17 protein-coding genes are annotated in these 17,061 nt (G+C 67.3%); 9 read left to right on the forward strand and 8 right to left on the reverse strand.

Annotated features, from left to right (window positions below; translation table 11 throughout):
* Window positions 1–84: 84 nt before the first annotated feature.
* The 3 genes from AC5RTS_RS04595 to AC5RTS_RS04605 are packed head-to-tail and all read left to right on the forward strand — an operon-like array spanning window position 85 to window position 1,686.
* Complete coding sequence (locus tag AC5RTS_RS04595) at window positions 85–375, forward strand: DUF1540 domain-containing protein (protein WP_493990888.1); 291 nt, start codon at window positions 85–87, stop codon at window positions 373–375.
* Between the two features lie 2 nt (window positions 376–377).
* Window positions 378–1,289: an HNH endonuclease gene (locus AC5RTS_RS04600; RefSeq protein WP_493990889.1), complete on the forward strand. Its 912-nt coding sequence runs from the start codon at window positions 378–380 to the stop codon at window positions 1,287–1,289.
* 13 nt (window positions 1,290–1,302) lie between these two features.
* Window positions 1,303–1,686, forward strand: a complete 384-nt coding sequence (locus tag AC5RTS_RS04605) for an RNA-binding S4 domain-containing protein (RefSeq protein WP_493990890.1) — start codon at window positions 1,303–1,305, stop codon at window positions 1,684–1,686.
* 20 nt (window positions 1,687–1,706) lie between these two features.
* Here AC5RTS_RS04605 and scpC read toward each other — a convergent pair whose 3' ends face one another.
* Complete coding sequence (gene scpC / locus AC5RTS_RS04610) at window positions 1,707–3,233, reverse strand: succinyl-CoA:acetate CoA-transferase ScpC (protein ID WP_493990891.1); 1,527 nt, start codon at window positions 3,231–3,233, stop codon at window positions 1,707–1,709.
* Between the two features lie 168 nt (window positions 3,234–3,401).
* Between scpC and AC5RTS_RS04615 the strand changes: the two genes are divergently transcribed.
* From AC5RTS_RS04615 to AC5RTS_RS04625, 3 genes are all read left to right on the forward strand, one after another.
* Window positions 3,402–4,169: a tyrosine-protein phosphatase gene (locus tag AC5RTS_RS04615; RefSeq protein WP_493990892.1), complete on the forward strand. Its 768-nt coding sequence runs from the start codon at window positions 3,402–3,404 to the stop codon at window positions 4,167–4,169.
* A gap of 7 nt (window positions 4,170–4,176) precedes the next feature.
* Window positions 4,177–6,003, forward strand: a complete 1,827-nt coding sequence (gene nhaA / locus AC5RTS_RS04620; protein WP_493990893.1) for a Na+/H+ antiporter NhaA — start codon at window positions 4,177–4,179, stop codon at window positions 6,001–6,003.
* A 70-nt stretch (window positions 6,004–6,073) separates the two neighbouring features.
* Window positions 6,074–6,847, forward strand: coding sequence for an SDR family NAD(P)-dependent oxidoreductase (locus AC5RTS_RS04625; RefSeq protein ID WP_493990894.1), 774 nt, complete (start codon window positions 6,074–6,076; stop codon window positions 6,845–6,847).
* A gap of 16 nt (window positions 6,848–6,863) precedes the next feature.
* Here the strand turns inward: AC5RTS_RS04625 and AC5RTS_RS04630 are convergent, their stop codons facing one another.
* Both AC5RTS_RS04630 and AC5RTS_RS04635 read right to left on the reverse strand, forming a co-directional pair.
* A complete protein-coding gene (locus AC5RTS_RS04630; protein ID WP_493990895.1) occupies window positions 6,864–8,108 on the reverse strand; it encodes an MFS transporter in 1,245 nt (414 codons plus the stop codon).
* A gap of 35 nt (window positions 8,109–8,143) precedes the next feature.
* Window positions 8,144–8,809 (reverse strand): peptidyl-tRNA hydrolase, encoded by a 666-nt coding sequence (locus tag AC5RTS_RS04635; protein WP_493990896.1) that lies wholly within the window; start codon window positions 8,807–8,809, stop codon window positions 8,144–8,146.
* Between the two features lie 174 nt (window positions 8,810–8,983).
* On the opposite strand from AC5RTS_RS04635, the gene AC5RTS_RS04640 reads away from it, so the two are divergent.
* Both AC5RTS_RS04640 and AC5RTS_RS04645 read left to right on the forward strand, forming a co-directional pair.
* Window positions 8,984–9,853, forward strand: a complete 870-nt coding sequence (locus AC5RTS_RS04640; protein WP_493990897.1) for a DUF1684 domain-containing protein — start codon at window positions 8,984–8,986, stop codon at window positions 9,851–9,853.
* Window positions 9,854–9,965: 112 nt separating this feature from the next.
* Complete coding sequence (locus AC5RTS_RS04645) at window positions 9,966–10,442, forward strand: hypothetical protein (protein ID WP_493990898.1); 477 nt, start codon at window positions 9,966–9,968, stop codon at window positions 10,440–10,442.
* 72 nt (window positions 10,443–10,514) lie between these two features.
* Here the strand turns inward: AC5RTS_RS04645 and AC5RTS_RS04650 are convergent, their stop codons facing one another.
* The 5 genes from AC5RTS_RS04650 to AC5RTS_RS04670 form a co-directional block, all read right to left on the reverse strand.
* A complete protein-coding gene (locus AC5RTS_RS04650) occupies window positions 10,515–13,556 on the reverse strand; it encodes an alpha-mannosidase (protein ID WP_493990899.1) in 3,042 nt (1,013 codons plus the stop codon).
* 139 nt (window positions 13,557–13,695) lie between these two features.
* Window positions 13,696–14,118 carry a hypothetical protein gene (locus AC5RTS_RS04655; protein ID WP_493990900.1) on the reverse strand — a complete coding sequence of 141 codons (423 nt, stop codon included), beginning with the start codon at window positions 14,116–14,118 and terminating at the stop codon, window positions 13,696–13,698.
* A 111-nt stretch (window positions 14,119–14,229) separates the two neighbouring features.
* Entirely contained in the window at window positions 14,230–14,769 is a 540-nt protein-coding gene (locus AC5RTS_RS04660) for a hypothetical protein (protein WP_493990901.1), read from the reverse strand.
* Window positions 14,769–15,365, reverse strand: coding sequence for a magnesium transporter CorA family protein (locus AC5RTS_RS04665; RefSeq protein ID WP_493990902.1), 597 nt, complete (start codon window positions 15,363–15,365; stop codon window positions 14,769–14,771). The genes AC5RTS_RS04660 and AC5RTS_RS04665 overlap by 1 nt, the downstream gene beginning before the upstream one ends.
* A 79-nt stretch (window positions 15,366–15,444) precedes the next feature.
* Entirely contained in the window at window positions 15,445–16,437 is a 993-nt protein-coding gene (locus AC5RTS_RS04670; RefSeq protein WP_493990903.1) for a patatin-like phospholipase family protein, read from the reverse strand.
* A 119-nt stretch (window positions 16,438–16,556) separates the two neighbouring features.
* Here AC5RTS_RS04670 and AC5RTS_RS04675 point away from each other — a divergent pair, with 119 nt between their 5' ends.
* Window positions 16,557–17,057, forward strand: a complete 501-nt coding sequence (locus AC5RTS_RS04675) for a GNAT family N-acetyltransferase (protein WP_493990904.1) — start codon at window positions 16,557–16,559, stop codon at window positions 17,055–17,057.
* The last annotated feature ends 4 nt before the right edge of the window (window positions 17,058–17,061 follow it).

A 17,061-nucleotide genomic window follows, 5' to 3' on the forward strand; every position in this document is an offset into this window, starting at 1 on the left:
ATTATTCGGCTGCCGCGGTGGTACGTTCGAAAGCCAGGCACGGAACGAGAACCCGCCACACCGGAAAAACCCGTTGGAGGAATCATGACCGATCATGTTGCCCATGTGCAGAACTGCACCGTTTCGAACTGCGACTTCAACCACGACGGTTGCACCGCCTACGCGATTACCGTGGGCGGAACACGTGACCACGCGAGTTGCTCGACCTTCATCGATACCTCCGCAACCGGCGGCCTGCCGAAGGTCCTGGCCCAGGTGGGCGCGTGCCAGCGGAACGAGTGTGCATTCAACAACCACCTGATGTGTGATGCGCACGATGTACGGGTGGGGCCGGGAGCGGAACTGGCCGACTGCCTGACTTACCAGCCACGCTAGCGGTGCACTCCGTCCTGCTGGTCTGGGATGCCGGCAGGCCGGACTTCTGGGCGGGAGGCTATGGGCCGGCCGTCGCCGCCGTGGCCGCCACTGGAGGGTATTCCAGCCGTTACCTCCCCTCGCAGAACCTGCCGGCGCCCGCTGCTCCGGGCACCGAGGTGTGGCTGCTGACCGCCGGAGGCAGCCTTGGCGACGGGCTGCTGGGGCATGGGTTCATCCCTGATGAAGTGAATGCCCCGCAAGGGACGGCATCGGAAAAACCCGCGGCCGGGGAGATCCGCTATGACCTGCTGCTCCCTTTGGGGGAACACCTGCCGGTGAGCGATCTCCGGAGCTCCGTGCCCCGCGTTGACTGGTCCGCTGGCCGGACCGGAGGAACGGTTCCGGCGGCAAGCCTTCCGGCACTGCGGCGCGCGTGGTCAAATCATCTGGATTCGCTGGAACCGGGAGGCCAGGCGGACCCGCTGGCGCCCCTGCCCGGCACAGTGGACCCGGGGGCCCGCTCCGCGCGGCCGGTAAACCGCTATGAACATGACCCGGACGCGCGCCGGGTATGCCTGGCCTTTCACGGCGGCTCCTGCGCCGCCTGCGGGCTGGTGCCCCGGCAGCGCTACGGTCCGGGGACGGACCATGTGCTGCAGATCCATCATCTGGTCCCCGGAACAGACCTGTCCGCGCGGTACGAACTGGACCCGGTGTCCGATCTGGTGCCGCTCTGCCCCACCTGCCACGCGGTGGCGCATACCCGGGTTCCCGTTCCCTACACACCCGCTGAGGTGCGCAGGATGCTTGCCGGCGGGCAGGATGCGGGCAGCTTTGCCCCGCCCGCGGCGGGGGCGGTGGAGGGAAGCGTGGTCACGCCGCAGCAGCAGCAGTCGCTGGAGGACGCTGCCAAGCTGCGCGGACTTGGTTAGACTCGGAGGCTCCATGAGCATTCCAGCAAGCACTTCCAAAACTGTCCGGCTCGACGCCTGGTTGTGGGCGATACGCGCCTATAAAACCCGGTCCGCCGCGACGGCGGCCTGCCGTGCCGGCCATGTCCGGCTGAACGGCAGCCCTGCCAAGGCGGCGCACGCCGTGCAACCCGGTGACAGCATCAGGGTGCGCCAGCCGGGCTTTGAACGGATCCTGGAGGTCCGCCAGCTGATCAGCAAGCGGGTGGGGGCCGAGGCGGCATCGCACTGTTTCGTGGACCATACCCCGCCGCGCCCGGCCGTCCCCGCACTCGGGATTCCGGTCCGGGACCGCGGTGCCGGCCGTCCCACCAAGCGGGACCGCCGCGAACTGGACCGGCTGCGCGGCGGGAGCTGACCCGCCGCGCAGCCTATCGCCTAGAGGCCTGCCGTTGCCGGCAGGCTGGTGCCGGTTTCCACGAAACGGTGGTGGAAGGACAGGGATTCATCGAGCAGGTGCGGGGTGTGCTTGCCGAAGCTCTCCCGGCTGGCACGCTCGAAGTAGTCCTGCAGCAGGGGCTGGAAGTCCGGATGGGCACACTTTTCGATGATCGTGCGGGCACGCTGCTTGGGCGAGAGACCGCGCAGATCCGCCAGGCCGCGCTCGGTGATGATAAGCATCGTGTCGTGCTCGGTGTGGTCCACGTGGGCTGCCATGGGCACGATGCCGGAGATCTTGCCGCCCTTGGCCGTGCTCGGGGACATAAAGGCCGAGAGGAAACCGTTGCGGGCAAAGTCTCCGGAGCCGCCGATGCCGTTCATCATGGCGGTGCCGGCCACATGGGTGGAGTTCACGTTGCCGTAGATGTCCGCTTCGATCATGCCGTTCATGGCGATGCAGCCCAGCCGGCGGATCAGCTCCGGATGGTTGGAAATCTCCTGGGTGCGCAGGATGATCCGCTTCCGGTAGAAGTCGATGTTGGAGTTGAACTCTTCGATGCCCGCCGGGCTCAGCGAGAAGGAAGTTGCCGAAGCCACGCGGATGACGCCGTCGCGGATCAGCTCCAGCATGCCGTCCTGGATCACCTCGGTGTACGCGGTGAGTCCGGTGTAGCCCGCGGTGGAAAGCCCGGCCAGCACGGCGTTGGCAATGTTGCCCACCCCTGACTGCAGCGGCAGCAGCTTATCCGTCAGCCGTCCGGCTTTGATCTCACTTTCGAAGAAGTCCAGCAGGTGCCCGGCAATCTGCTGGGAGGTCTCGTCCGGCGCGGCAAAGGGAGTCATCCGGTCCGGGGCGTCGGTTTCCACCACGGCAATGACTTTTTCCGGGTCCAGGCGCAGGTACGGTTCACCGATCCGGTCATCCGGGTTTACCAGCATGATGGGCTTGCGGTGCGGCGGCAGTGCAGTGCCGTAGTAGACATCGTGCATGCCGTCCATGGCCTCGGGCTGCTGGCTGTTCACCTCGAGGATGATCTTATCCGCCTGCTCAATCCAGGTCTTGTTGTTTCCCACCGAGGAGGAAGGAATGAGGCTGCCGTCCTCATTGATGCCGACCACCTCGATGACGGCCAGGTCCACGTGCCCGTAGAACCCGAACCAGGTGTATTGGGCCACGTGCCCGAGGTGGATGTCGATGTACTCGAGTTCGCCGTCGTTGATCCGCTTCCGCAGCGTGGGATCGGACTGGTAGGGCAGGCGCAGTTCCATGCCGCCGGCCTTGGCGAGGACACCGTCCAGTTCCGGCGCGGTGGAGGCACCGGTCAGTACCTTGATCTGGAAGTCTTCGCCCTTGGCATGTGCGGCTTCCATCTGGGCTGCGAGCGCCCCCGGCACGGCCTTGGGATACCCAGCCCCCGTGAAACCGCTCATTGCTACTGTCATTCCCGGCCTGATCATGGCCGCGGCCTGTTCGGCTGACATAACGAGGTTCTGGAGTCCGGGATGGGCAATGCGACGGTGCATGGAGAGGGCCTTTCAGAGAACTTGACCAGTTCACCCTATCTCGCTGTGAGCCGTGCCTCATACTCGGGTGTCGGCGCGCACTTTACCCACCGGCCCTAAGATGGTCCCAACGCCCCGCCGCCCGAGCCGCGGCCAGGCGGACGTCCGTCGCGGAAGGAAGACCAGCCCATGCCCGAAGCAACCCGTCCAGCTCCCGCCCCGCTGGCCAATCTACGCGACCTGGGCGGCATTGCGGTCCACGGCGGACGCATCCGCCCGGGTCTTGTCCTGCGTTCGGACGACGTCGCGACCACCACGCCCGCCCAGGTCGCCGAGCTGGTGGCGGCGGGCCTGTCCACCATCATCGATCTGCGTTCCGCGCAGGAGGCGCAGCGCACCGGACGCGGCCCGTCGGCGGATCATCCGGTCCGGTATCTGGCGCTGCCCCTGACCGACACGGAAGCGGCTCCCCCGGATCTGGCCGGGCAGTTCCTTGCTGCCGTCCGCACCCCCGAGCATGTGGGCCAGTGGTACGCGAAGATGTTTACCGCCCGGAAGGAATCCCTGGTTCAGGGATTGGAGGCTGTGGCGGAGGCCCCCGGCACGGTGCTGTTCCACTGTGCTGCCGGCAAGGACCGCACCGGTATGTTCGCCGCTGCCCTGCTCGCCGTTCTGGGCGCCGGCCCCGACGCCATTGCCGATGACTATTCCCGAACCCAGGAGCGTTTGCCGGAGGTCTACCGGAGGATGGGGCTCGCCGATCTGGCCGGCGGCACCGGGATCCCCCTGGACCATCCCGTACTGGCGGCCCATCCGACAGCGATGCGGACCATGCTGGATGTTCTCGACTCGCGGTCCGGCGGGATTACCGGGGTGCTGCGTGCCGGCGGCCTGACCACGGACCTGGCCGGCCGGCTGCACGCCAAACTGGTGCAGCCCGCTCCGTCGGGGCTCTAGGAACCCGGTGCCCGGCCGTTCAGACCGGCTCGCCAGCCTGGCGGCGCCGTCGGGCGGTGGTTCGGCGGACAAACGGCCGGCAGCCCTGCTGCTGCTGGCGACCGTCCTGGCTGTGGTCTGGGCCAACGCCCCGTTCGCCGCGTCCTATGAGGAGTTCTGGAACTCCACCGCCGAGCTGCGCGCCGGGGGCATGGTCCTGGAACTGACCTTCCGCGAACTGGTCAACGATGCACTGATGGCCGTGTTCTTTTTTGTCGTGGGTCTGGAGGTGCGGAGGGAGTTCGCACTCGGGGAGCTGACCAACCGTGCCCGGGCCGCAGTTCCGGTAGCGGCCGCCGCCGCCGGCCTGTTGATGCCGGCCGTGATTTTCCTGGTGTTCACCGCCGGCACCGGCAACGCCGCCGCCTGGGGCGTGGTCATCTCCACCGACACAGCCTTCCTGCTTGGGGCACTGGCCATTGTCGGTCCCCGGTTCCCCGGCAGGCTGCGGGTTTTCCTGCTGACCCTGGCGGTGGTGGATGATGTCGCAGCGCTGAGCATCATTGCCCTGGTCTATACGGACCGGCTGCAGTGGGTGCCCCTGCTGCTGGCCCTGCTCGGGCTGGCCGCCGTGTACTGCACCCGTTATCTGCCCGCCGGGCGAGGACCCGCCTACGCCGGATTGGCCGTACTCACCTGGCTGGCCTTCTACGCGTCGGGGGTGCACCCCACCCTGGCAGGTGTTGGCATTGCCCTGCTGGTTCCCGTTTTCCAGCCGGGCCGACGGGAAGTTGAACAGGCCGTGCAGCTGGCACAGGTCTTCCGGCAGTCGCCCAGTTCGGGCTATGCCCGGGCTGCGGCATCAGGGCTTCGGGAGTCCATTTCCATCAACGAGCGGCTGCACGCCGCGTACACCCCCTACGTCAACTACGCGATCCTGCCGCTGTTCGCCCTCGCCAACGCGGGCGTGCGCCTTGACCGGTCCACGGTGGCCTCCGCCGTCACCTCGCCCCTGGTCTGGGGCATCATCTGCGGACTGGTTCTGGGCAAGTTCATTGGCATTTTCGGTGCGTCCGCGCTGCTGCGCCGGTGGGGTGCCGGCGAGTTCGGTCCCGGCCTGACACTGGGGCGGATCGCCGGCGGATCCGCTCTCTCCGGTATCGGCTTCACCATTTCCCTGTTCATCATCGACCTGGCCATCCCGGACCCCGCCGTGCAGAACGAAGCCCGCGTGGGTGTCCTGGCCGCATCAGTCCTGGCATTCGCCGCGGGCACCCTCATCTTCAGGATTATTGAACGGCGCCCCGCCGTCCCTCCCGGACAGGTCCTGGCCCGGCCCGTCGACGTCTCCCGGGACCACGTTGCCGGAAATCCGGACGCGCCGCTGACCCTGGTGGAATACGGTGATTACGAATGTCCGTTCTGCAGCAGGGCCACCGGAACCATCTCCGAGGTGCGCCGGCACTTTGGTTCCGATGTGCGGTACGTCTGGCGTCACCTGCCGCTGACACGGGTGCACCCGCACGCGGTCGCCGCGGCGGAAGCGGCCGAAGCAGCACACCGGCAGGGGCAGTTCTTTCCCTACAGTGCCTACCTTTTCGAACACCAGGAGCGCCTGGCACCCGATGACCTGCTCGCTGCGGCGCAGGCCCTGGGACTGGACCTGGACCGGTTCGAGGCGGACCTGCGCTCCGCGGACATCCGCAACCGGGTTTTGGATGATGCCCTGGATGCCGAGTCCATGGATCTGCACGGCACACCCACCTTCTTCATCGGGACCAGGCGGCATCACGGCCCCTACGACGCCGCCACCCTCATCCGGTTGCTGGAAGCCGAGCGGCCGGCGGGCAACTGACCAGCCCGTGTCTGCGTTCGGACGGCGTCACATATACCTGTGGCTAAAGGGGACCGGTACGCTCGCGTGCATGAGTACACCGCGCACGAGCACCCACATTCTGGTCACCGGCGCCGGACGGGGCATCGGTTCAGCCATTGCAACCGCGCTTGCCGGAGCCGGTCACCGCATTGCCGTCCATGCCGGACATGATGCCGAGGCGGCCCGCCGCGTGGCCGGAGAGCTGCCCGGCACCGGGCACGCCGTCGTCGTCGGCGATCTGTCATCGGCCGAGGAATGCGAGCGCGTTTTCACCGATGCGGTCCAACAGCTCGGCGGCCTGGATGTGCTGGTGAACAATGCCGGGACCTACCAGTCACATCCCCTGCCCGGAACCTCCTATGCCGACTGGCAGCGGGCCTGGCAGCGCACCCTGGAGCTGAACCTGGTTGCTCCGGCGAACCTGAGCTGGCTCATGGCAGACCACCTGATCAACCGCACTGAGGGCAGTTCAGGGGGACGAATAGTAAATGTGGGCTCCCGCGGTGCCTTCCGCGGCGAAGCCGAGACGCCGGCCTACGCGGCCAGCAAAGCCGGACTGCACGCCCTGACCCAGTCCCTGGCCGTGGCGCTGGCACCCCACGGGATTCTCTCCACCGCCGTCGCCCCGGGGTTTGTGGACACCAGGATGGGCCGCCCCGCGTTGGAAGGGGAAAGCGGCGTCGCCATCCGGGCGCAGAGTCCGTTCAACCGCGTGGCCGAGCCGGAGGAGGTGGCTGCCGCAGTCCTGTGGCTGGCCACCGAGGCTCCGATCTGGACCAGCGGCACGATCATCGACGTGAACGGCGCTTCCTACCTCCGTTGACACCGGGCGCGCTGGATCAGCGTCCTCCTGCGGCTGCGTCGAGTTCATCATCCACGTACCGGGGAGCGGCGGCGATCATGCCCGCTCCAACCATCACCGCGGCCGAGGCGATCAGCAGTGCCAGCGGCAGCGACCAACTGCCGGAAATGTCGTGGAGGGCTCCGATGGCGAACGGACCCAGCGCAGCCAGCAGATAGCCCACCGGTTGGATGAAACCGGAGAGCCGGGCGGTGATCTGCGGCTCCCGGGACCGTGCAGTGATCAACGCCAGCGCGGTCGGGAAGGCAAAACCGCCGATACCCAGGCATACGGCCCAGAGCCAGGGCAGGGTGTCCGGTGCCAGCAGCAGCCCGGAATAGCCGGCAACCATGCAGATACCGAGACCGGCAATATAGGATCGCAGCCGCGGTGAACGCGCCACCAGGACAGGCATCAGCAGCCCGCCGGGAATGCCCAGTCCGGCAATGATCGCTGCCATAAGCGCGGCCTGCCCCTGGCCGAGACCGGCATCACGGTAGATCTGGGCGGCCCAGCCGAACTGGACGTAGGCATGCATCGACTGCACGCCAAAGAAAATGCTGAGGGCGACGGCGGTGCGGGAGGAGCGCATCTTGGCTCCGGTCCGTGTCCTGCGGGCAGTGGCAACGGGGTCCCGTCCGGCCCGCCAGGTCAGGAATACCCACGGAATAAAGGCCAACAGGGCCACGGCACCCCAGATCCCCAGGCTCAGCCGCCAGCCCTGCGGGCCCGTGCCCGCCAGCACGCCGCCAAAGAGCAGCGGAAGGGTGGCCCCCAGCGCCAGGCTGGTGCCGTAGACGGAGTTCAGGAGGGGAAGCCTCCGGCCGCCGTGGCGTTTGATGAAAGCCGGAACCAGGATGTTGCCGATGGCCATGCCCGCAAATGCCAGCACCGTCAGCAGCATAAACAGCACGGCTGATCCCACGACCGCGCGCACCAGCAGTCCCGCCGCCACCACACCCAGGGCAAGGAGGACGGCGCCGTTGATCCCGGTCCTGCGGGAGAGGGCGACGGCGAAGGCACCCACGGCTGCGAATGTCAGACCGGGCAGGGCGGTCAATACCCCGGCAGCCGTGGCGTCCAGGCCCAGCGCTGCCTGCACTTCGGCCAGCACCGGCCCCACCGAGGACGCTCCGGGCCGCAGGTTCACTGCCACGAGGATCACCGCGAGGAGAACCATCCAGAAGGGAAGAGGACGCCCACGTCCGGTGTTTCTCGCCGGTGTCCGCTGGGTCTCACTCATCGGCTCTTTCTATCACGGACCCCGGACGCGGTCCCTCAGGCGGTGGAGGCCGCGGCGGAACCCGCGTCCGCCCGGGCAACAAACGCCGTGGCGGTGTCCGGGGCTATCTCGGTCATCCCGGCATCCACAATCAGCGGCCCTGCCTCCGGGCTCGCAGCCAGCTCGGTGAACCGGGAGCCCGGAGTGAAGCGGACCGCGGCCGGCCAGCCGGCTTCTTCCCATGCGAGCTGCTCGGGGAAGGGCAGCGCCAGGTACCAGGACAGCAGGGCATGGGCTGCCTGCGCCGCAGCCTTGCCGGTGGACATCTCCAGATCCAGGTTCAGGATGATGCAGGGCGCAGTATCCGGCTGCGGCGCCGGCTGCTCATCGGGCAACTGCGTGCCCGAGACCTGCAGTTTGCTGAGGCTTTTCGGCATCTCCCCGTAGGTAACGGGTTCAAAGGCAATGGCCTGCGCCCGTCCCACGGACACGGGACCGGACGGCGCCTCGGCTGCCAGGCGGGCGAACGTAGTGGGATTGGCCCGGCGGACGGTCTTGGTGAACCGCCCATACAGCCAGTTCTCCCATGCTGCGCTTTCCCTGGTAGCCGCATAGGACCGCACGCTTGCCACGGCGGCGGCCGCCACGGCATCGCGGTGGGCGGCGGGCTCGGACTTATCCACGAGCAGGACAATGGGCTGAACTTTGTCGAGCGGCTGCATCCTTCCAGTTTTCCATGTCCCGGGCAGCACCTGTTTCGTCCCGCCGGGGCCACAGGGTTTCCGTTCGCAGGGAAGACCGGTTCCCGCGCCAAAGATGACCGGCACCGCGCTGATCGGTCATGCTGATTCAGGACCGCAGCTACAGGACGGCATCGGCAGGGCGTAGGAGGATTCGTGGATCAGGCAGAAGCAGTGACGGCACGGCGGGAATGGGAAGTGTTCCGGCACGGGCGCGACGCGGAGCTGGGCAAGGACCACGGCTGGCTGAGCCTCACCGGTTTCCACTGGCTTCCGGACTCCCCCGCTGCCGTGGGCACGCTGCCGGGGCTGTGGTCCGCGACCGGCGACGACGCGGTCCTGGCCGCCGGTCCCCGGGACGGTCTGGCTTTTGTGGACACCGGAGAGCCGGTGGACGGACGGTTTACGGCTTCTTTGGACAATGAAGAGTCGCTGCTATGGGTCCGGTTCGGCGGACGGAGCGGTCACCGCGTCGTCGTGGAGCTGGCCCGGCGCGGCGGGCGGTACGCGGTGCGCCCCCGGGATGCGGAATCACCGGTAGTGACTTCCTTCAACGGAGTGCCTGTCTACGGATATGCACCCCAGTGGGTCCTTCCCGGACGCTTCGAGCCCTATCCCCGGCCCGTGGATGTGGCCATTCACACCGCCCACCCGCTGGTCCCCGGGGTCCAGCGGTCCGTGGGTGAGGTGGTGCTTTCCCTGCCGGGACGTACTGAGGAGCTGCGCCTGCAGGTCAGCGCGTCCGGTTCGGACAAGCTCACCCTGACCTTTCATGACCGCACCAACGGCGTCACTACGGCCGGGTGGCGCAGCCTGACGTTCCCCGCCCCCGACGGCGACGCTGCCGCCGGCCAGGGTGCTTCCGCGGACGGCACAGCGGCAGCCGGTGCGGTGGTCCTGGACTTCAACCGGGCAGTGAATTATCCCAGCGCCTTTACCGAGTTCGGCACCTGTCCCATGCCGGTCGGGGGCAACCGGATCCCAGTCCCCGTAGAAGCAGGGGAAAAACGCCCTGACGCGGGCTGAGACCTGCCCGGCCATGTCCCGGGTGCGGCCCGGAACCTGGCTCCGGCGGTTACCGGACCAATGTTGACTCCTACCCTGCCGCTGGCAGGACAGCAGCGGTAGCGTTGCCGCCATGAGCGATCGTCAACCCCAGCGGCACAGCTCCGACAAGGCGCCGGCCGGCACTGCACCGGCTGCCAAAGGCGGCGCCGGCAAGAGCCCCGCCGCTGATCGTGAGGCAGAGAAGCAGTGGCAGGTCATGGAGCGTGAAGGGGGCCTTTACACCGTGGCCGAGATAGCGCAGCGTCTGGGGTTCGGAGGCGGCCCCAATGCCATGGCCCGGCAGCTGACCGGCAAGGGACGGGTTCTCGCCGTCCACCGCGGTGACCACTTCCTGTATCCCGGGTTCCAGTTCGATTCCGCGAGCGCCCGGGTCATTCCGGCCGTCAAGGACGTGATCCGAATGGGACGCTATGCGGGTTGGCCGGATGAACAGATTGCGCTGTGGTTCTTCACCCCCAACCGGCAGCTGTCCGGCAAGCGGCCGGTGGACGTACGCAATGATGAGGAGCAGCTGCTGAGCGTGGCGGAAGCTAACATCGGAGCGTAGCCGGCACGCCGCGCTTTATGGTTCCCGGCCGCACCGCGACGGGCGAGCCAGCCCCGCCAGACCGCCGCCCCGCTAGCCCCGGCGGAAACGCAGGGTCACCAGTTCAAAAGGCCGCAGCCGCAGCAACGTTTCGTAGTCTGCGGTCGCCGGACCGAAACCTGTCCCCGTGCCGGCGAGCACGCCCGATTCAGTTTCACGCTCCAGCAGATCGACAACCCAGGCGGCACCATACTCGAATCCCGTCCTCAACCGGGCTTCCGCCCGGCTGCCGTGCGCTTCGTAGAGCCGGACCACAATATCGCCGCTGCGGTCCTCTGCCAGTTTCACCGTCTCCACCACCACCGCAGGATGATCGGTTGCCAGCAGCGGGGGCAGATCCGCTCCCGCCGTGCCGGTGACGCTGCGCAGCGGGATATTGAGTCGGTAGCCTTCCGCCACGGCGTCGGAAATCTCGGATGCCGGGCGCAGCGAATACCGGAACCGGTGCCGTCCCTGATCGGAATCCGGGTCCGGGAACAGGGGCGCACGCAGCAGCGAAAGCCGCAGGACGGTGCAGGTCCGGCCGTCCACCGTCTCGCGGAACGTGTCATGCCCGTAGGTGGAATCATTCGCCACTGCCACTCCGAAGCCCGGCTCCCCGACATGGATCCATCGGTGCGCCACGGTTTCAAACCGCGCCGCATCCCAGGACGTGTTTGCGTGGGTGGGCCTAAAAATGTGACCGAACTGGATTTCCGACGCCGCGCGGTCCGCGTGCACGTCCAGCGGAAAGGCAAGCTTGAGCAGTTTCTGCCGCTCGTGCCAGTCCACCTCCACATCAAGATCCACAGCCGTGCCGTCCGGACTCAGCGAAACCAGTTCGGTGATCCGCGAGTCACCGAAAGACCGTTCAATCCGCAGCACGCGCCCGCCGTCCTCGGCCGCCATCGCCTCGGGCTGCATCAGGTCGGTGCTGCTGAACCGGTAGTGGGCGTCCAGGTCCCAGGCGTCCCATTGGTTGGGAGTGTCCCGGAAAAGCTGAAACAGGTTGCCGGGGCGTCCGGGGGGAAAAATCTCCCGTCCGGTCCCGGATTCCACCAGGGAGGTAAACAGGCCGTCCGCATCGACCTGCAGCCGCACCCGGCTGCTGCTGATGCTCCAGCCGTCCCCGGACGGTTTCCAGCGCCATTCTCCGGGGTCCGGCGCAGGCCCTGCCCCGGATGCCGGCACTCCCTGCACCGGGTAGGGCCCCGCATTCAGGACGGCGGTGTGGCCGCCGGTGCCCAGCAGGGCCCGGACCGCGGCCTCGGTCACTTCCTGAAGCTGCCGGCCCACCCGGTCATAGTTCCGCTCCGCTTCCCGATGCACCCAGGCAATGGAGGTGCCGGGCAGGATGTCGTGGAACTGCTGCAGCAGCACTGTCCGCCAGGCCTCGTCAAGCTGCCGGTAGGGGTATTCGGCGCCGGTGCGGACGGCGGCGGCAGTGCACCACAATTCGGCTTCGCGCAGCAGGGATTCGCTGCGCCGGTTGCCCTTCTTCGTCTGGGCCTGGCTGGTGTAGGTGCCGCGGTGGAACTCCAGGTAAAGTTCCCCGGACCAGACCGGCGGATCATCCAGTTCCGCCTCTGCCGCGGCGAAGAACCCTTCCGGGCTGGACAGCCGGACCGTCGGAGACCCTTCCAGTGACTGCGTGCGGTGCGCGGCGGCGAGCATTTCCCGGGTGGGTCCGCCCCCGCCGTCACCCCAGCCGAAGGGCACCAGCGAGGTGTTGGCGAATCCCTTCTCCGCGAACTGCCGCTGCGCCAGGGCCAGTTCCCGTCCGGACAGTTCCGAGTTGTAAGTATCCACCGGAGGGAAATGGGTGAACAGCTGGGAGCCGTCGATCCCCTCCCAGCGGAAGGTTGAATGCGGCATTGTGTTTGTTTCGTTCCAGGAGATTTTTTGGGTCAGGAACCGGTGCGATCCTGCAGCCCGGGCAATCTGCGGCAGGGCCGCGGAGTACCCAAAGGAATCCGGTAGCCACACCACGTCCGGGTCCACGCCGAACTCCTCCATGAAGAACCGTTTGCCGGCTACGAACTGGCGGGCCAGGGACTCCCCGCCGGGCATATTGGTGTCCGACTCCACCCACATCCCGCCCGTTGGCACAAACCGTCCCTCGCGCACCCGCGCCGCCACCCGGGCGAAAAGCTCCGGGTAGTACTCCTGCAGCCAGGCGTACTGCTGCGCGGAGGACGCCGTGAATACAAATTCCGGGTCCGTCTCCATCAGCTCCAGCACGTTGGCGAAGGTGCGTGCCACTTTCCGGACCGTTTCGCGCACCGGCCACAGCCACGCCGAGTCAATGTGCGCGTGCCCGACGGCGTGTACCCGATGCGCGCTGGCATAAGCGGGCAGGGCCAAAACGGGTGCCAGCTGCTGCCGGCCCGCGGCAGCTGTTCCCGAGACGTCGGCCGGGTCCACCGCGCTCACCGCCCGTTCCATCGCCCGCAGGATCTCGTGCCGGCGGGGCAGGTCCATCGGCAGTTCGTGCATCAGCCCGTTTAGCGTCCAGAAATCCCGGGCCAGGTTCCACACTCCGATGTCCAGAACGGCCGCGTCAGCGGAACGGAAGACGTAGAGCGGTGCGGTCCCCGCCGTCGTCCGGTCTCCCAACGGTGTCGGCGCGAAGCTGAACCCCGCTGCGACATTGGGGTTCGATGCGGCCTCCACATAGAACTCGAAGGGCGCCCCGGGATCCTGCGGCAGGGGAACGTGCTGGTTCCGCGGTTCCACGGCTTTCACAATGCTGCCGTCCGGCCTGTACACCAGAGCCTCGGCCTCGAACCCCGGGCCGCCGCCGCTGAATCCAAGGTCAAGAAGCAGCTCCGGACGGTCGCCGTCCTTCAGCTGCCAGTCCGTCGGCACCGTGCCGGAGACACGGAACCAGGTGGTGCCCCACGGCGCTCCCCAGGCGGTGCCGGCGCTGAACGGGCTGAACTGCCCGGCCACTGCCACCTCGAAGGGCTCGGGTTCACCCGGCAGGTCCAGGGCGGACAGGTCCGCTGCACGCCGGTCCCGCCAGACGCTCCCGGTGAGGCGTTCCCTAAGGAACCTGCTGATCCGGGCTTCCACAAGTTCGCGGTTGTCGTGCATCGCGGTAGGCCCTTTCATTCCCGCTCGGCGCGACAGGTGCCCGAGGCTGCGGCAGGACGCGATTGACCCCGCGTCCCCCGGTCCGCCCGAGGCTAGTACATGGCCGCGGATAGCTCCACGGGTGTACGGCACCGGCCCGTCAGGGCAGACGGATTGCCGCCTCCATTTCACGGACGAACGCTTCGGTTTCCGCCGCGTTGCGGAATCCGTAGGACACTTCACGGACGGCTTCCTCGCGTGAGCGGGGAATGGCATGGTACTTATCGGCCGGGAATCCGCCGGGCTCGGCCACCGGCTCCACCAGTGGACGGCTGTTCAAATGGGCGAACTGACGCAGCGTCGGATCGATCCGCCATTGGTCCGTTTCCACCCAGAAGTGGTCCCCCATGCCGGAACTCCCGCTGGCTACGCGGACGTCCTCGAAACCGGCCTCGTGCAGAAGCCAGGCCAGGGTGAAGGAGGCGGGGGCACCCAGTCCGGAACCGTAAGGGATATGGCCTTCGGCTACCCCGGCGGTCTGTTCGGCAAGGCGGGTGGCTTCCTGAAGGCTGAGTGTTCGCATATCTCCATGATCCCAGCCCCGGAGCCTGCCCGGCGCCGGGGCGTAAGGCCGCTGCCGTGTCTGCGCGACTGCGGGCCTGCGGGACTGCTGTGTCCGCAGGCGGCACCGGAATCAGGCTGCCGCCGTACCCGTCTCCGGACGGCGCATCCGTGTGGTGGCGCGGCGGACCTGCGGGTCCCGCTCGGCGTTCTGCAGCAGGCGGTCGAAATCCGTCAGGCCCACGTCCCCGCATTTGTAGGAAAGCCTGGCTTCGGGACGGCTGCCTTTGGGTGTGGGAAGCCGCCGCCCGGTGAGGCCGATGCGCAGCTGCCCGCCGCCGTCGTCGTTCACCTGCAACTGCCGTTTCCGCACCAGATCGCGGACGCTCTTCGCGTCCACTTCGGGAGAGTTGTAGAAGTATTCCCGGACCACCCCGGTGAGCGCCTGGGCGTCCGCCCGGTCCTGGCGCGGCCAGCGGACCAGCCTGTCCGCCGCGGCCTGCACCGGATGGACGGCGAATCCCATCCCGATGAGGACGGTCACCAGGTCGCCGCCGCCCAGGAAGAGGAAAAGGACCGCTGCCATGCTCAGCCCCACCAGGGTTCGAACCGAGTGGCTGCGCCGGGGACTTAGGGGAAGGGCAATGAGTACCGGGTTAATCTGTGCCGACATCAGGACCAGCCGCCTTTCAACCCGGCGAGCGCTTCGGCTTCGCGGGCGAGCCGGGACGCCGCCCTGAGCTCATGGTCGTAGACATCCCTGCTATGGATGATCTGGTCCTGCCCGCCGGCAGATTCCAGGGCGCGCAGACGGTTTCGGTGGTTCTGGGCCGTCTGGGCCAGTTTTAGCTGGGATTTGGAACTTGTCAGTTTCTGCATCAAATCCTCCACACGGGATTCCTTGGCACGGACCGCGTCAAAGTGATGACGCGCCGTGGCTTCGATGCGGGCCGCGAGATCGTGCATCCGGCGCGCAGTTTGGGCAAGGCGGACAGTTTCCCCGGTATCAATCCGCTCTTCGGCAATGACCTGTTCCAGGCAGCGCAGCCGTGTTTCATAGGAACGGGTGACGGCACTGTAATGCCGCAATACTTCCCAGGATGCCCTTGTCTGGTTCCTGAGCATTGCCTGTCTGGCGGCGGTGGCGGCAATGGCGGCATCAAGCCGGGTGCAGGTCTGGGTGAAATTGTCGCCCTTGGCGGGATAACCGAACTGTGCCTGCGCAATTCGGCGGATTCGCTTGAGGTTCCGGCCCACAGCTACCTCCATGATGGTCCCGGTTTTCGCCCGGCAGGGTAACCCCTGCCGTCCGGGACGGCACAAAAATGCTTTCCCGCCATTCTTCCCCTCATTCCCCGGCCAGCCAAGGTCCCGGGCCCTGCTGAAGCAGCCGGGCCAGCCGGTCCAGCTCCGCAGCAGTGTCCCGGACCATGCGTTCGGCCGTCTGGATCAGTCTCTGCAGGTTGGCTTCGGTTGCGTTGTCCGATTCGTGGCTGGTGTCCGGCAAGAGGTCGGTCTGGATCCGCACGTACCTGTCTCCGAGGATGAGTTGCAGACAGTCGCGTGCCACCTGTCCGGGACCGCTGAGCACCATCGAGAGGTCCTTCTCCAGAACCTGCAGATCCGGTGTGTGCTGTGTTTGTTCAGCTCCCAGCCGCAGACCCGCGTTCCGGTTTCCGGTACTGGTTCCGGTACCCAGGGAGACCAGCAGCACGCCGTCCACAGCGGCGGGCAGTACCGTGCCGAGTGAGTACCCCAGCAACGCCGGATCATCCGCGGCCAGGCCCCCGTCCACCAACTGTCTGGCATTTCCCTCGGCGTCCGTGAACGGCACGGCCGGGAAGTACCGGGGCAGCGAGGCCGTCGCCTGTGCTGCCAGCGCCATCGGGGCGTCGCCCAGGACCGTGGGTTCCAGGCCGCCGCCGGCGAAGTGCAGCGCCTCGGTATGGGCGAGGTCGCAGGTGGTCACTGCCACCGGTCGCACAGCTTCGGAAAGCGGGAGATCACCCAGTGCTTCCTCCAGGTAGTGTTTCAGCGGCTCGGCGGAATACCTCGGTGCCCCGGCAGGCGCTGCGGCATGGGCAGGGTGTCCCGGGGACTGGGGAAAGACTTTCGCCGCGCTGTCCAGGTTCAGCCGGCGCACTTCCTCGGCGCTGTATCCGGTGCCGTCCTTCTGCGGAGAGACCAGTGCCAGGGCGGCCATACCACCGGCCGAAGTTCCCACCACCAGGTCAAACAGGTCAGCTGTCCGCTGCCCGGTCTTCTCTTCCAATGCCATCAGCCAGGTCATGGGGATAATCCCGCGGATGCCGCCCCCGTCAATCGAGAGAATGCGAAGCATAAACGGCTCCTGACAGCGTGCAGCGCGGGTCCGGTGGTCCATTAACCCTGCCCGGCTCCGGCTGGCGGGGTCAATGGAGGAGGCCGGTTTGGCGGATGCCGGTGTGCAAGACTGCGGGCATGGAGATCAGAGGCGCCTCGTTGCTCAACGGGTCATTTACCGTGCGCCGGGCGGCACGGGCTGACGTGCCGCAGATAGCGGAACTGCTGGCGGCAGACCGTCCCGGACCGGTCCGGGACGAAGACCACGGACTGGAACCCTATCTGCAGGCCTACGACGCCATTTCCGCCGATCCCGCGCATTTCCTGGCGGCGGTTGACGATGCCTGCGGCGGGTTTGCAGGGACTTTGCAGCTGACGCTGCTCCCGTGTCTGGCGGCCGGCGGGGCGACCCGGCTGCAGATCGAAGCTGTCCACGTCCGCGCGGATCTTCGCTCGAACGGACTGGGCACGGCCCTGCTGAACTGGGCCATGGGCGAAGGCCTGCGCAACGGCGCCGGGCTGGTTCAGCTCACCTCCAACAAGCGCCGGCACTCCGCCCACCGCTTTTATCTTCGGCTGGGCTTTGAGGCATCGCACGTGGGGTTCAAGCGTGTCCTTGTGCCGGCGCCGGCGCGTTAGGCCG

The organism is Arthrobacter sp. MDT1-49-2 (assembly GCF_059090185.1).